13 protein-coding genes are annotated in these 14,231 nt (G+C 54.1%); 6 read left to right on the top strand and 7 right to left on the bottom strand.

The window, feature by feature from the left end; translation table 11 throughout:
- Nucleotides 1-57 precede the first annotated feature (57 nt).
- The gene (locus LKE08_RS05735) at nt 58-1,230 is read right to left on the bottom strand and encodes a glycosyltransferase family 4 protein (RefSeq protein ID WP_324703240.1); all 1,173 of its coding nucleotides are present in this window, start codon (nt 1,228-1,230) and stop codon (nt 58-60) included.
- A gap of 131 nt (nt 1,231-1,361) precedes the next feature.
- Between LKE08_RS05735 and LKE08_RS05730 the strand changes: the two genes are divergently transcribed.
- The 3 genes from LKE08_RS05730 to LKE08_RS05720 are packed head-to-tail and all read left to right on the top strand — an operon-like array spanning nt 1,362 to nt 3,964.
- Nucleotides 1,362-2,258 carry a hypothetical protein gene (locus tag LKE08_RS05730; RefSeq protein ID WP_324703239.1) on the top strand — a complete coding sequence of 299 codons (897 nt, stop codon included), beginning with the start codon at nt 1,362-1,364 and terminating at the stop codon, nt 2,256-2,258.
- Between the two features lie 27 nt (nt 2,259-2,285).
- Nucleotides 2,286-2,936 (top strand): FHA domain-containing protein, encoded by a 651-nt coding sequence (locus LKE08_RS05725; RefSeq protein ID WP_324703267.1) that lies wholly within the window; start codon nt 2,286-2,288, stop codon nt 2,934-2,936.
- The gene (locus LKE08_RS05720; protein WP_324703238.1) at nt 2,933-3,964 is read left to right on the top strand and encodes a hypothetical protein; all 1,032 of its coding nucleotides are present in this window, start codon (nt 2,933-2,935) and stop codon (nt 3,962-3,964) included. The genes LKE08_RS05725 and LKE08_RS05720 overlap by 4 nt, the downstream gene beginning before the upstream one ends.
- A 6-nt stretch (nt 3,965-3,970) precedes the next feature.
- On the opposite strand, the gene LKE08_RS05715 is transcribed toward LKE08_RS05720, so the two are convergent.
- Nucleotides 3,971-4,444, bottom strand: coding sequence for a GNAT family N-acetyltransferase (locus LKE08_RS05715; RefSeq protein WP_324703237.1), 474 nt, complete (start codon nt 4,442-4,444; stop codon nt 3,971-3,973).
- 245 nt (nt 4,445-4,689) lie between these two features.
- On the bottom strand, nt 4,690-4,896 hold the full coding sequence (locus tag LKE08_RS05710) for a hypothetical protein (protein WP_324703236.1): 207 nt from the start codon (nt 4,894-4,896) through the stop codon (nt 4,690-4,692).
- A 323-nt stretch (nt 4,897-5,219) separates the two neighbouring features.
- Here LKE08_RS05710 and LKE08_RS05705 point away from each other — a divergent pair, with 323 nt between their 5' ends.
- Nucleotides 5,220-6,779, top strand: coding sequence for an adenylate/guanylate cyclase domain-containing protein (locus tag LKE08_RS05705; protein ID WP_324703235.1), 1,560 nt, complete (start codon nt 5,220-5,222; stop codon nt 6,777-6,779).
- A 332-nt stretch (nt 6,780-7,111) separates the two neighbouring features.
- Here the strand turns inward: LKE08_RS05705 and LKE08_RS05700 are convergent, their stop codons facing one another.
- Together LKE08_RS05700 and LKE08_RS05695 are read right to left on the bottom strand one after the other, a co-directional pair.
- Nucleotides 7,112-7,729 carry a CP12 domain-containing protein gene (locus LKE08_RS05700; protein WP_324703234.1) on the bottom strand — a complete coding sequence of 206 codons (618 nt, stop codon included), beginning with the start codon at nt 7,727-7,729 and terminating at the stop codon, nt 7,112-7,114.
- Between the two features lie 234 nt (nt 7,730-7,963).
- Nucleotides 7,964-8,956: a pentapeptide repeat-containing protein gene (locus LKE08_RS05695; RefSeq protein WP_324703266.1), complete on the bottom strand. Its 993-nt coding sequence runs from the start codon at nt 8,954-8,956 to the stop codon at nt 7,964-7,966.
- A gap of 183 nt (nt 8,957-9,139) precedes the next feature.
- Here LKE08_RS05695 and LKE08_RS05690 point away from each other — a divergent pair, with 183 nt between their 5' ends.
- On the top strand, nt 9,140-10,471 hold the full coding sequence (locus LKE08_RS05690) for an MFS transporter (protein WP_324703233.1): 1,332 nt from the start codon (nt 9,140-9,142) through the stop codon (nt 10,469-10,471).
- A 109-nt stretch (nt 10,472-10,580) separates the two neighbouring features.
- Here the strand turns inward: LKE08_RS05690 and LKE08_RS05685 are convergent, their stop codons facing one another.
- Together LKE08_RS05685 and hemW are read right to left on the bottom strand one after the other, a co-directional pair.
- Nucleotides 10,581-10,862 (bottom strand): DUF1830 domain-containing protein, encoded by a 282-nt coding sequence (locus LKE08_RS05685; protein WP_324703232.1) that lies wholly within the window; start codon nt 10,860-10,862, stop codon nt 10,581-10,583.
- Nucleotides 10,863-11,397: 535 nt separating this feature from the next.
- On the bottom strand, nt 11,398-12,621 hold the full coding sequence (hemW, locus tag LKE08_RS05680) for a radical SAM family heme chaperone HemW (RefSeq protein WP_324703231.1): 1,224 nt from the start codon (nt 12,619-12,621) through the stop codon (nt 11,398-11,400).
- 337 nt (nt 12,622-12,958) lie between these two features.
- On the opposite strand from hemW, the gene LKE08_RS05675 reads away from it, so the two are divergent.
- Nucleotides 12,959-14,038 carry a PIN/TRAM domain-containing protein gene (locus tag LKE08_RS05675; protein WP_324703230.1) on the top strand — a complete coding sequence of 360 codons (1,080 nt, stop codon included), beginning with the start codon at nt 12,959-12,961 and terminating at the stop codon, nt 14,036-14,038.
- Nucleotides 14,039-14,231: the final 193 nt, after the last annotated feature.

The following is a 14,231-nucleotide window of genomic DNA, read 5'->3' as shown; positions in this document are numbered from 1 at the left end:
GAAACCGTCTGAAAATTTTACCACAGAGGCACAGAGGGACACAGAGAGTTTTTACCGTTATATCAGATTTTGATAAACCTCGATCAATGATTTTCCAGATTGTTGCCAGGTGAAATTTTTTTCGACTTTTTTTCGTGCAGATATCGATAGATTTTTTCGCAATTCAAAGTTCGATCGCAGGGTGGCGATCGCTTCGACGAATGCCGTCACCGATCCGGGTTTGGCGGGGAAAAATTGTTCTCCCGGTGTCGCCAATTCTCCCACGACGGGGAGATCGCTGGCGATGATGGGAACCCCTGCCGCCATCGCTTCCAAGACTTTCAGGGGACAGCAACCTTGAACGGTATTGCGATCGCAGGGAGTCAATGGAATCACCACCGCATCGGCTTGGTGGAGTTCGGCTACCAGTTCGGGTTGGGAAATGGCTTCTTGGTAGATAATGCGATCGCGGATTCCCAATTTTTCCGCCCGTTTTTTTAAGGCTTTAACCTGGGAGTTTGTCCCTTTTCCTATTATCGTTAATTCCGCTGGAAATGTCAACTTGGCGACGGCTCTCACCGCCAGATCGACACCCTGCCACTTCGCCAAAACGCCGAAGTAAATTAGGCGAAAGGGTTCGTCGGGCGATCGCATCTCCGGACATTGGTAAGGAAAGCGATCGGGATCGACTCCGTTGGGGATGACGCGGATCTTCCGAGGTTCGATATGGCGGGAAATGAGATGATTTTGGGTGACTTGACTGGGGGTGATGACGACATCTGCCCGTTGCAGACAGAGTTTTTCTTGGCGGTTGATTTTGTGCCTCAGTTCGCGATCGCTTGCAATGTTCGGATAGCGATATTTGAGTTCGATGGAAGGCAAGCCGTTCACCTCGAAAATGAGAGAATCGCAGTATTTTGATTTGTCGATCGCGACGGGTAATCCTTCATAAATCGAGCGAATTTGGATGATTTTAAAGTGGCGATCGCGCAGCCAAAGTTGCAAATAGTGGCGAAACGTCAGGGCGCGATCGATGAGGGTTTTTCCGGTGGCGGGGAGTTGGGTTTGGATGACGTTTGGATGATATCTTGTGGGGGCGATTGTTGTGTCACCCGAGGGCGAAACTGTCACCAATGCGATCGTCCCGAAGGTATCCGCCAATACCTTTGTAAATTCTCGGATGTGAACCGCCGCCCCCTTGGGTGCCGGGACCACATCAAAAGAAATATAAGCCAATTCGGGATCGTGCATGGGTTAAGATTTATTGCGCCAACTTCGTTTTTGGAGATCGTTTTTTATGATAAATTAAATTTGCTCGATTGAAATTCGAGTGGCGCTCGAATCGGCTTTCAACCGATCAGGATTGTATGGATTGAGCAAAAATGACATTCGATCTCAGTAATTTTACTCAAAATCTGACCTACGCGACGGGCAGTTCAATTGCCCAAATCAAAGCCGATCTGGAGGATTTGGTGGCGGCGGGCCGAGAATTCCAAATTCAAGATAAAAAATATCAAAAGAGGCAAAGTTACGGAATTGGAGTTGTGACATTCGGCGCGATCGCGATGTTTTTTGGGGGGAGCATTTCTCCCAGTTTGGCTTTGCTCGGAGTTTTGGTTTTGATCGTCGGCTGCATCCTGTTGGGACTCAATCAAAACCGACTGAACGAGTATCAAAAACTCAACTTTTCCGAGCGGGGCGATCGCCACCTGCTTTTGTCTCAATTACTCGATTTTTGGATCAAAGATTTGGTTCAAAAAAGCAAAATAAAATTGGTCTTGGTGTTGAGTTCCCTCACCGATCCGCAAAAATTTGTGGGAACCAAACCCGACCCCCGCAAACCCGATCGCAGCTTCAGCTTTTATCGAGATGACTGGCTGAAAGTGAAGGGAAAATTTGCGGACGGCACCCATTTTTTTCTGCAAATTACCGAAATTTATCGCACCTGTAGCTGGCGAAATCGGAACGGAAAAAGTCGCTACCGGGAGAAACACAAGGGATATCGGATCGGGTTGAGCCTGCATTTCAATCCGGAGATTTATCGCCGGGTTCCCCAACGCATCAGACGAGCCGAAGCGGCGGTCAAACTTCCCCCCGATGTCGCGTTACAGGATGTCCGGGTGACAGAAAGCCAAATTCAGCTTAAAGTTAAACTCGAACCCCAATCCAATCCCTTCGGATGCCAGCAGCTTTTGTATCCAACTGTGGTGATGATGTTTCTGAGTGCCTATCAGATATTAAACTGGGTTCGGATCGGGTCAAAACGACAACGTGCTTGATGTCTGAGGAGGATGATCGCCTTGAAAGTGCAACTCACCTGGATCGAAGTCGAATCCGAGCAAAAACGCAATCCCACTTTTGAAACTCCGATCGCGATCGGGCGAACTTTTGGCCTGATGCCGTCCAATTTGGAGGGAAACCGCGTTTCCCGGCTGGTCATCGACGGTTCGGATATTTTGGATTATCACGCCTTGTTATTGGAACGGGACGGCCGGTTAGAAATTCAACCCCGACGATCACAAGTCAACATCAACGGGGAATTTTGTTCGCAGGATTTTTGTCTTCTCCGAGAAGGCGATCGCGTCCAAATCGGTTTCTATGAAATTGAAATTACAGCGATCGAATCCGATGTCATCGAACCGAGTTTGTCTGCTCCCGAAACCATCGGCTGTAACCGCATGGTGGGGGTTCTATTTCCCCGCCGTTGCGGGCGCCTGAATTCGGAAGAATGTCCCCATTGCGACGGTGGGGAATTTGACAACGATCCCTATTTCATGTCCGGCGAACGGAGCCTTTATGAAAACTACGGCAACTACAGCTCGGCGGAATGGATCAACGAAGCAGAAATGGAGGAATTGGGGGAAACAGAAAAGATCGGATTTGACTTTACCGAAGCCGACGCGATCGCTGTGGAGGCGGAAGCCGGGGATTTTGAACAGGATCTGACGGAAAGTTGAACACCTGGTTCATTTACGCACTCGGAGGCGGCTGGGGACATCTGAACCGGACGTTGAGTTTGGGACGAGTCGCCGCCACCCGTCGCGTCCGCATTCTCACCAACAGTCCCTATTGGTTGAAAATGCGAGAATTGCCCTCGGATTTCAAGGGCGAGGTGGATTGGATCGCCGCCGATACGGCGGACATTCGGGGACAAATTCGAGAGCAACTTTTGGGCGATCGCTACAGTTGTTTGATCGTGGATACGTTTCCCCGGGGATTGGGGGGAGAATTGGTGGAAGTTTTGTCCCGGCGGTCGGATTTTAAAAGGGTTTTGATCCACCGGGATCTCAATCCCGATTACGTCCGCCGTGACGATTTGATTTCCTTTGTCGCCGAACATTTCGACCTAATTTTAATTCCCGGCGAGGGGGAAAATCTGCCCTTCGCAAACTTGCCCCAAGTTCGATCTACGGAACCTTGGTTGAGTCGCAACAGTTGGGAACTTCCCGATCGCGCCACCGCCCGATCGCAGTTGGGATTGGCTGCCAAAACCGCCAACAAAACCGTTTTAATTTTGGCATCGGGACGGGCAGAAGAACTCAATTTTTACGGCGAAGTGACGGTGCGTCTGGCGGGACAAAAAAATTTGGATGTCCGCTGTATTTCCGCCATTCAACCCCCCAATTGTCCGCCCGAATTGTGGCGCTTTCACTACCCCGCCTTTGAATATTTTGTGGCGGCAGACGTGGTGGTGGGAAGCGGGGGTTACAACACCGTTTACGAATGTCAGGCTTTGGGAATTCCCCTGGTATCCCGCCCGTTTCGCCGCCTTTACGATCGGCAATTGCAACGCCTCAACCGCATCGTCGGAGATCCCCGCCGTTCCCCCGCCATCATCGTCGGCGACGCGGACATGGCCGTGGAGGCGGTGGCCGCTCTCCTCCCCCTCGCTTTACCGCGAAATCTCCGCTATGAAAATGGCGCGATCGCCGCTGTAGAAGCGATCGAAGAACTCGACAATCGGGAGGGCGAACGGACGACTTAAATGGTTTCAAATCGAAATCTGACAACTCATCAAAACACAACTGCCGCTGCGGGAAAATTCGGGATGTTGGGGAATGGAAAATTGTGCGACTTCTCGACATCCATTTTTGTGATAGAAATGCAGGGCCGTGCGATTGTCCGACCCGGCGATCAAACTCAGCGTGGCAAATCCAGATTGCCAAGCTTTTTGCTTAGTTCTCCACAGCAAGGACGTGCCGATTCCTTGGTTTCGATATTCGGATCGGACACCCAAAGCATTCAAAAACCAACTGTTTTGGACGAGATTCCGATCAAATCCTTCCAGGACTTGTAGACGATTTTCGGGGAGGGTTCGTTTCATCTCTTCGGTGATGCGATGGTGGATGCCGGCGTAAGCGTGCGCCACACCCACAACCCGATCGCGCCAACAGGCTACTTCAATGTTCCGATAAGATAAAAGACCCGTTTCTGCTCGCACCAGGGAAGCGACACTTTCTTCCATTGTCAATTCAGAATTAAGCGACCGAAACAAAAAATCGATCAATCCTCCGGAAGCCATCCCGAGCAGTCGGGCAATCTCCGGAGCATCGCTCGGCTCCGCGACTCGGTAAGTGACATTTGGGATATCCATATTTAACTGTCAGAATTGAGGTTGAATTTCCCGTTTTTGAAACGAGAAAAAATTCGCCAATTCCTCTTCTTTAGTTGGCGCAAATTTCGGGATTTATAAAGGACAGTCCTCGAGATTTATTGTTTCCAGCGATTTAAAATTTCTCGCAATCCTTTGCCAATTTCTTCCCAATTTGTGGCTAGATCCGTGCTGCGATCATTGCGGAGAAATTCGGCTTCTTTCAGACAGCGATCGGCCAGGGACTCCAACACCGTTTTAATACCGTACTCGCCGATGAGTTGATTTAAGGCGTGGGTCAATCTTTGCTCTTTCGGTTCAGTCATCAGTGGAACTCCGATTGTCTACAACAAGTTTGAATTGAAAAATCGGGGGCTTTTAGGAATAAAATTGGCCCCGACTAAAACGGTCGTTTCAGAATTTTACACCGTTTGCCGCCCTCTGCGATCGCCAATTTGATCCGTCCGACCCTTTGCGCCCCGCCACTTTGGGAGCGCCAACTTGTTAGAATAGGTAAAATTCACATCCCCTCGTTCCGACCGTCGGCGCGAATCGTCAATTCAGCCCCGGAGAGGAGCGACACCGGGAGTTTCTCTGGGGACCGGTTCCCCCGTCTATTCGCCCAAGGTCGGCCCCTCGGACAATATGTATGAAAAATTTGGCAATTTTGTGCGTCGATGACGAGGATTTAATTTTGGAGTTTCTCACGGAGCAGCTTTCAGAGTATCTCGGCGATGAGTATCACATTGAAGTGGCTCTGAGCGGTGCGGAAGCATTGTCAAAACTCGAAACGTTCCCGCCCCGGAGAATGGAGTTAGCCTTGGCGATCGCCGACCAAAATATGCCCGGTCTTTCGGGGGACGAATTACTGATTAAAATTCATCATCGCCATCCCCGCGCCATCAAAATCATGTTGACCGCCCAGCCGAGTACGGAAGCCCTGGGAAAGGCCCTCAACATGGCGAACCTGTACCGCTACATTGCCAAACCCTGGAATGAAACAGACCTGATCCTGACGGTTCGGGAAGCTTTGAGACGCTACACCCAGGAAGAACAACTCGCCCGCCAAAATCGGGAACTTCAGCAGTTGACCGCTTGTTTAGAACAAATCGTAGAAGAGCGGACGGCCGCCCTGATTTTGACCAATGAAAAACTGCACCAAGAAATCGCCGATCGCCGACAAAGTGAGGCGGAGTTTCGCCACATCGTCCAAAATGTCAGCTCCGCGATCGTCCGCTGGAGTCCAGCCGGAGAGGTTTTATTTGTTAACGATTACGGATTGAAATTTTTTGGCTACGAAAAACATCAAATTTTCGGTCAGAATTTGATAGGAACATTGATTCCCGAAATCGAGACATCGGGGCGAAATTTGAAAGGCTTGATCGAGAAGATTTGCCGGAATCCGAAACGCTATTCCGTCCACGAAAATGAAAACATCCGCAGCAACGGCGATCGCGTCTGGGTGACTTGGGTGAACCAGCCCATCTACGACGATCGCAGCCGGCTGACCGAGATCCTTTCGGTGGCAACCGACACCACGGAGCGGCGTTTGGCGGAGGAAGCCCTACGCTCGGAACAGCAAAAATCGGAACGGTTGTTGTTGAATATTTTACCCCAACCCATCGCCGAACGCCTGAAACAAGACGAAGGCAAAATCATCGCCGAAAAGTTCGACGACGTGACCATTTTATTCGCCGATATCGTCGGATTTACACCCCTAGCCGATCGCCTCCCCCCCCTGGAACTGGTGAAGATGCTCAACTATATTTTCTCCATCTTCGACCAGCAGGTAGAACTGTTGGAATTGGAAAAAATCAAAACCATCGGCGACGCCTACATGGTGGTGGCGGGTTTGCCCATCCCCCGGCCCGACCACGCCGAGGCGATCGCGGATATGGCCTTATCCATTCAACTCTTGGTCGATCACTTTCAATTTGAAGATATCGAACCGTTTCAAGTCCGCATCGGCATCAACAGCGGCTCCGTGGTGGCGGGCGTGATCGGCATTCAGCGCTTTATTTATGACCTTTGGGGAGATACGGTCAACGTCGCCTCCCGCATGGAATCTTCCGGGGAAGCGGGTAAAATTCAGGTCACGGAAGCCACCTACGAGCGCTTGAAAGATCGCTATGTTTTTGAACGGCGAGGCAAGGTTTTCGTCAAGGGAAAAGGGCAGATGAATACCTACTGGTTGCTGGGGAGTCAATGATTGAAATTCCCCCCGGATGAAGGCCTCCGGGTCGTCGGTGTTGAACTGGGCCGAGAGGGGTGCGGCGATCGCAAACGTCAGCAAAAGGGTACAAAACCCCAACCATTTCGATGTTTTCATAACTGAGCCAAGATGCAATTACATCAATCTCGACCGATTCTAACATTATTTGTCGGAAAAGTTGACCCCTGACGGAAGGCGATCGCGGCGACAAGGGAAGGGCGGGACAGATGGTAAGTCCCCACCTTTTCCCTTGCCCAATCCGTCGATTTGTTCGCGGTCACAAATGAGGTGCGATCGCATCCCGGCAGTCAACCCGGAAACATCTGACGTCAATTATCGTAAACTCGGGCTTCCGCCGCTTCCGGATTTTCTTCGCAGTAAACCTCAAAGGCCGTCTTTTCGATCCGCTCGGATTTCTGGTGAGCCGCTTCGGCTTGCAGTTCCTCGACGATATCCCAGGCTGCCGCACATTCCTTGGATGTGGCTCCTTTTTCGGCGCAGATATTTCGAGCTTCTTGAACCGCCTCTTCGATGCGATCCTGCAACAAAATACTCTTGGGCTTTTCGACGAAATCGCCCTTGTTGAGGATATCCGTGACGGAAACAATCCCCATCAGGGTTTCCTTGATCACGGGGGCGCGACGAATCCCCGCCTGGGCGAACAATCGGGCCACATATTCCACGCCCAAATCGGGATTGATGACGATACAGGGTTTGGTCATAATTTCGTAAACCCGCATGGACTTGGGATCTTTTCCGTAGGCCGTCACTTTGTAGACGATATCGGTTTCCGTGACGATGCCGTAGGCGTCCTGTTCGTGGCGACGCTCCACGATCAGCGCCCGCAAACACAGGTCGTTCATTTTCTTGACGGCTTCCGCCACCGTCGCCGACCCGCGAATCGTCACGACTTCTTCGGTCATGATGTCTTTAGCTTTGAGCATCATCGTTATTTCTCCTCAATTCATTCCTTACTTCTAGCTTGCCTCGTTTTGGCATGAAAAAAAAGAATTGTTTTGTCCCCTCTTTCCTGATATAATGGTTTTCCACAGTACGATTTTTGCCCTCCGGCACGTCTCGTACTTTTCATTGAAGATTATCCCCGCAAAGCGATCGCCGCCGCTTCACCCATCTTGATGATGGCACGAAGGGACAATGCGATCGCCCCCCTTAACTTTCTCTCAAACTTCGGCCACCGCCCCGTCCGGCAGGGTCGCCCCCACCAGCACGGCATCTTTCAGGTTCGCCCCGTCCAGGGTCGCCCCCCGAAAACTCGCCCCCCGCAGGCGGGCTCCCGACAGGTCGGCCCCCGCGAGATCGGCTTTCCAGAGGTAAGCATTCTGCAGGTCGGCGCGGCGGAGGTCGGCACCCTCCAAAGCGGCGAGGTTGAGGTTAGCCCCATCCAGGGTACTGCGGACCAAATTCGCCCCGGACAGGTTCGCCCGCATCAAAGTCGCCCCATTCAGATTGCAGCCCGCCAGCAGGGCCCCGGTCAAATTGGTTCCGTGCAGGGTGGCATTCTCCAGGTCGGCCCCCCTCAGATCCGCTTCGCTCAGGTTAGCTGCCGTCAGGTCGGCGTCCCGCAAGTTGACCCGCCGCAAATTGGCCCGGGCGAAGTTGATCCCGTCGAGGTCCATCCCCGCCAAATCCACCTCCACCAAATGGGCATCACTCAGATCCGCCCCGGTGAGACGGGCCCGACCCAGGGCCGCACCGCTCAACCGCGCCCGAGACAGGTTCGCCCAGCTCAAATTCGCCCCGCTCAAATCGGCCGATCGCAAGTTGACCCCGCTCAAATTGGCCCCGCACAGGTTCACCCCGCCCAAATCAGCCGACCGCAGGTTCACCCCCCGCAACACCGCCCCGCTCAACTTCACCCCGGTCAGGTCCGCGCGCACCAAAAACGCCCCCGCCAAGTTCGCCTTGGTCAAATCCGCCTCCCGCAGTTGCCCGCGCCCCAAGTGGGCGTAAGTTAGGGTGCAGCCGTACAGAAACGCCCCCGTCAAATCGGCATCTTCCAAGCGGGCGCGACTCAAATTCGCCCCGGCCAGGGACGCCCCCGCCAGATCGACGGCCCTCAGGTCGGCGCGGAGCAACTTCGCCCCGATCAGGTTCACCTTTCTGAAATCCCGTTCCCCCGCCGCGTAGCGGTTCAATAATTCCTGAATTTCCACTCCGGGTTCCTCCGATTCAAAACTGCAGGTGGCGATGGTTGCGATCGCGCCGGCCATTTCTTGCAGAAACCGACAGATGTATCGATCCGGCCCGTTTGAGACGGCTGAGGACATCTTTCTTCGGGTTACATTAAGGATCGGCCGAACTTCGGCCGACCCGGCACTTTTTGACACCCTCCGCCCATGACTCCAACCCCCCCCCTCGACGATCGCCGTCAAATTTTCGGCTGGATTGTTTATGACTGGGCCAACTCCGCCTACGTCACCACCGTCGTCGTCGCCGTCCTGCCGGCCTACTTCGCCTCCGTCGTCGTGCCTCCGGGCGGACTGACCTTGGCCGGCGTCACCTACAGCGCCACGGCCCTATGGGGCTTTGTTACCAGTTTATCCGCATTTTTGGTTTTTCTGATTGCACCCATTATCGGGGCGATTTCCGACTTTTCGGCCTCCAAGAAGAAATTTTTGTTAGCTTTCGCCTACACCGGATGCTGCGCGGCCAGTTTGCTATTTTTTTGCCGGACGGGAGACGTGGGGCTCACCCTCATACTCTACATCGTCGCTCAAATTGGATTTATCGGCGGCAACATCTTCTACGACGCCTTTCTCCCCAATATCGCCTCCGAAGACAACATCGACTGGGTATCGGGAAAGGGGTTCGCCTTCGGATACGTCGGCGGCGGCCTGCAATTCGCCCTCTCCCTGGCGTTGGTGGCCGGACACGGGGCGATCGGCATCTCGGCCGAACTGGCGGCGCGGCTGGCGATTTTGATGGCGGCGGCGTGGTGGGGCGGTTTTTCCCTGATCACGGCGTTCAACCTCCGGGAGGCGAAGGCCGCCGAAACCCTGCCCCCGGAATATCAAAACCTGCCCCGGTGGCGGGCCTATTTGCAGGTGGGCGTCGTGCGGACCGTGGTGACGGTGCGGAAGGTGAAGCTGTTCAAACACCTGCTGCGATTTCTGATCGCCTACATGATTTACAACAACGGCATCCAGACCGTGATCGCGATGGCGACGATTTACGGGGCCGAGGAATTGGGCTTTTCGCCGAATGTGTTGATGATCACCCTGTTGGTGATCCAGTTTGTCAGCGTCGGGGGGGCGTTGGGATTCAGCAAATTGGCGGAACGCATCTCGGCGAAAAATGCCCTGATGGTGTCGCTGGTGGGGTGGTCGTTCGTGGTGATTTATGCTTATTTTCTGACGACGCCGACCGAGTATTTTCTGTTGGGGGGAATTGTGGGGTTGGTCCAGGGGGGTTCCCAATCCCTCAGCCGTTCGTTCTACGGGTCGATGGTGCCGCCCCGGGCCGCGGCGGAGTTTTACGGATTTTATTCGGTGTTCAACAAGGGTTCGGCGATTTTCGGGCCGCTGCTGTTCGCCCTGATCCGCCAGGTGACGGGGACGGCTAGAAATTCGATCCTGTCTTTGATCGCGTTTTTTATTGTGGGGCTAATTTTGCTCTATTTTGTGGATGCCACCGAGGCGAGACGGGCGAAAGATATCGGGGAGTTTTAGGGGCGATCGCCGTCGAATTGAACCCCAAATTTGGATGAAGATGAAACTCGGAAACGTGCGTTAAAACTCATCCGGGCGATCGCCTACTTTTGCCCCCGATTATTAAATTTTAACTGGCAACTTTTAAGTCGCTCCCGTCATCGACGACCAAATCATAACAGGTCAGCTTTTGCAGCAACATTGCCCGCCCACTTCCGGATTGATAAATTTCTAATTCGGCGGACGACGGGGCTTCAAAAAGAAACCGTTCTCCCGGAAAGACGACGTGTTCCAGATACCAGTTTTCGATATTTGAAATTCGGGCGACTTGCACTTTTTTGGTGCTGTTGAAGTAGCAGCACAGGCGTTTATCTTGGGAATCGATCTGAATCTTGTCGAGAATTGCGGTCATGGTCAAAACCTCTTGGAATTTAAAAAAATTTGTCGATTCTGTTTGGGTTTCAGTTGATCCCCGCCGAGTTCACAGCGGGGACGGAAATTCGGAACCCCAACTCATTGTGCAAAAATTTGGTCGTTTTTAAAAGCGGTAGTTTGCCGACGGCAAGCTCAGAACCCTGACTGGCTTTGCTGGCGACCGGATGGGAACCCTTACAGAAATCTTCCCCATCCATTCGGGGAAGGGCGGGGAGAAGCCGCGATCGCCCGGGGGGTTGTCGTTCCGCCTCGGCCGGGGTTCGGCTCCCTACCCCTCCCGATCCCCATCTGAGGATCGGGTCAGATCGGCATCCAAATTTTAACGATATCTAAAGCATATCGACAAGTGGGGAATTGACCGATCTCTCTAAAGGCTTAATTTCAGTATGATTGACCGGGGGAAGCCGGTTCGCGATCGCCGTCACCCCCGCCGATGCGTCCCGTCACATTTCGCCGGACTGCCGATTTTTTCCGATCGCTGTTCCGGTCAATTTTTGCCTCAACTGTTGCGTTTACGAGGGCAACGCCACCGTCTCCAGGCGATCGAACAGATCGGCTAAAATCGTGTTGGAGAATAAGAATCCCTCCGGATCGGTGAGTCTCAGACGCCCCCCGGCGACGGCTACCCAGCCGCGATCGCGGTAGGGTTCGAGGGTGTCGTGAATTTGGGCGAGAACGTCCCGGCCGAATTGCCGTTCGAGTCGGTCCAGATCGACCCCTTCGGCCAGCCGCAGCCCCAGCATCAGGGTTTCCAGCAGGATATCTCGGGACCCGGCGATCGCTTCGGCGCCCTCCAATTTGTCCCCCGACTCCACCCAGCGGTAGTAGCGATCGCGGGTCCGCGGCCGGGTCAACCGGTAGCCCCCCAGGTAACTCGCCGCCCCCATCCCGAAGCCATAATAGGGTTTATTTTTCCAGTAAACGAGGTTGTGGCGGCACTCGAACCCCGGACGGGCGTAATTCGATACCTCATAATGTCGGTAGCCGCGGGAAGTCAGCAAATATTGGGCTTGGCGGTAAAACTCGGCGGTGGTTTCCTCGTCCGGGAGGGGCGATTCCCCCGGTTGATAATAGCGGCCGAAGGGGGTTTTGGGTTCGACAATTAAATCGTAGTGGGACAGGTGGGGCGGATTTAAGGCCAGGGCCGCGTCCAGGGAGGCTTGCCAGAGTTCCGGGGTCTGGTGGGGGAGCCCGGAAATCAGGTCGATGCTGAAGTTGGTGACGCCGACTCGGTGGATGGTGTCGATCGCCTCGAAGGTATCCGCGACGGTATGCGATCGCCCGCAGCGTTGCAACAGTTCGTCCTGGAAGGCCTGGACGCCGACGCTGACCCGGTTCGCCCCGGCGGCGACGAATCCTTGCAATTTTGCCAAATCGAAGGTTCCCGGGTCCATTTCCACGGAGATCTCGGCGTCGGGGGCGATGCCGAAGTGGCGGTCCAGGGTTCGGAGGATGCGATCGAATTGGGGGACGGAGAGTAAAGAGGGGGTCCCGCCCCCGAAAAAGACGGTTTGCAGCGGTGCTCCCCGGCGGGGTTCGGTGGTGATTTCCCGACACAGCACCTCGACATATTCTTTAATTGTGCCGGAATTGTCGCCGTGTTTGCGATCGCCGACGACGGAGACGGCAAAATCGCAGTAGTAGCAGCGGCGGCGACAGAAGGGGATGTGCAGGTAGGCGGCGGTGGGGGGTGGGGGGATCGTCAATTCCCGGCTATCCTCCGTTCGTTTCTCCATCGATCTCTCCCCCAAAAGTTTGATTGGCAACCCCGCCAATTTTAACAATTGTAAAGTTTCTAAATTTAAACGGAAGCCGATCGCGATCCCGGAGGTCGAGGTCCGGCCTGTAGCTGAGGGGTGAATTCACCGCCACGCCGTCGCCGCGATCGCCCGATCGCCCAAAAAAACGCCACTCCTTTGATGAGAGCGATGGCGATCGGGGGTGTAGGGGGGAGAGATTACCGAAACGATCCGCCCCTGAATGGGGTCAACGCTCGAAGATATAATGGATCGGAATACGAAAAGACTCAATTCCGAACCGGGAATTGAGATTTCATTTTTATTCCCCAAAACCATGCTAGACGCAATCATCATCATCCTATTTATAATAGCGGGAGCCGGGACGGGGTTCTACGGCATCGAGCTGCTGCCCATCAACGTCCTGGAACAGGTGACGAATATTGAAGGGCTGCGATCGGTGACGGCCGCATTTACCGGCCTCATCGGCATGATCGTCGGGTTGGTGGTGCAGACGACCTACCACCGCGTCGAAGAACAAATCCGCCAAATGCCCCTCGATGTCCTGATCACCCGTTCCATCGGCATGGTGATCGGCCTGCTGATCGCCAACCTGCTTCTGGCGCCGCTGTTCTTGCTCCCCATTCCCAAGGAAATCGGGTTTATCAAACCTCTCGGGGCCGTCCTGTGCAGCGTCCTGTTCGGATACACGGGGGTGAACCTCGCCGACACCCACGGACGGGCCTTTCTGCGGCTGATCAACCCCAACAGCCTCGACACCATGTTGGTGGCCGAGGGGACCCTCAAACCCGCCCACACCAAAGTTTTGGATACCAGTTGCATCATCGACGGCCGCATCGAGCCCCTGTTGGAAACGGGGTTTTTGGAAGGGCAGATTTTGGTCCCCCAGTTCATCCTCCAGGAGTTGCAACTGGTGGCGGACGCAGCCAACGACCAGAAGCGATCGCGGGGACGGCGGGGACTCGACATCCTCAACCGGATTCGGGACGATTACCCGGAACGGATTCAAATTCACCCGGCCGATTACGACGACATCGCCACGGTGGACGCGAAATTGGTGCGCTTCGCCCAGGAAATCAACGGATTTTTGCTCACCAACGACTACAATTTGTCCAAGGTGGCGACGGTCCAGCAGGTTCCGGTTCTGAATATCAACGACCTCACCCAGGCGGTGCGTCCGGCCTACTTGCCGGGGGATATTTTGGAATTGAAGATCCGCAAGGAAGGGAAGGAACCGTCTCAGGGCATCGGCTATCTCGAAGATGGCACGATGGTGGTGGTGGAGTCCGGCAGCGACCACCTCGGCGACCAACTTCGGGTGGTGGTGACGAGCTCTTTGCAAACCTCTGCGGGCCGCATGATTTTCGCCCGTCCGGAGCAATCTGTGGTCGCCTGAAGGTGTGAATGACTGTGGAACAAGTTGGGTTTAAACTGCCTCGATTGGTGTTTCGAGGCAGTTTTTGGTTTTTAAATTAACTGCGTAAAACAAGCTTCTAGCTTGTTGTCACAGGTAAGATGCCTGTGCTACGCTATTCACAGGCAAGATGCCTGTGCTACGCTATTCACAGGCAAGATGCCTGTGCTACGCT

Source organism: Lyngbya sp. CCY1209 (genome assembly GCF_035615495.1).
Lineage (GTDB): Bacteria > Cyanobacteriota > Cyanobacteriia > Cyanobacteriales > Microcoleaceae > Limnospira.
Note: the sequence above shows the minus strand (reverse complement) of the source record. Positions and strands in the feature narration are given on the sequence as shown.

Bases quoted from the DNA above. Each gene is read 5' to 3' on its own strand.
- LKE08_RS05735 (WP_324703240.1), bottom strand. From the start codon at position 1,230: ATGCACGATCCCGAATTGGCTTATATTTCTTTTGATGTGGTCCCGGCA.
- LKE08_RS05730 (WP_324703239.1), top strand. From the start codon at position 1,362: ATGACATTCGATCTCAGTAATTTTACTCAAAATCTGACCTACGCGACG.
- LKE08_RS05715 (WP_324703237.1), bottom strand. From the start codon at position 4,444: ATGGAAGAAAGTGTCGCTTCCCTGGTGCGAGCAGAAACGGGTCTTTTA.
- LKE08_RS05710 (WP_324703236.1), bottom strand. From the start codon at position 4,896: ATGACTGAACCGAAAGAGCAAAGATTGACCCACGCCTTAAATCAACTC.
- LKE08_RS05705 (WP_324703235.1), top strand. From the start codon at position 5,220: ATGAAAAATTTGGCAATTTTGTGCGTCGATGACGAGGATTTAATTTTG.
- LKE08_RS05700 (WP_324703234.1), bottom strand. From the start codon at position 7,729: ATGATGCTCAAAGCTAAAGACATCATGACCGAAGAAGTCGTGACGATT.
- LKE08_RS05690 (WP_324703233.1), top strand. From the start codon at position 9,140: ATGACTCCAACCCCCCCCCTCGACGATCGCCGTCAAATTTTCGGCTGG.
- LKE08_RS05685 (WP_324703232.1), bottom strand. From the start codon at position 10,862: ATGACCGCAATTCTCGACAAGATTCAGATCGATTCCCAAGATAAACGC.
- hemW (WP_324703231.1), bottom strand. From the start codon at position 12,621: ATGGAGAAACGAACGGAGGATAGCCGGGAATTGACGATCCCCCCACCC.
- LKE08_RS05675 (WP_324703230.1), top strand. From the start codon at position 12,959: ATGCTAGACGCAATCATCATCATCCTATTTATAATAGCGGGAGCCGGG.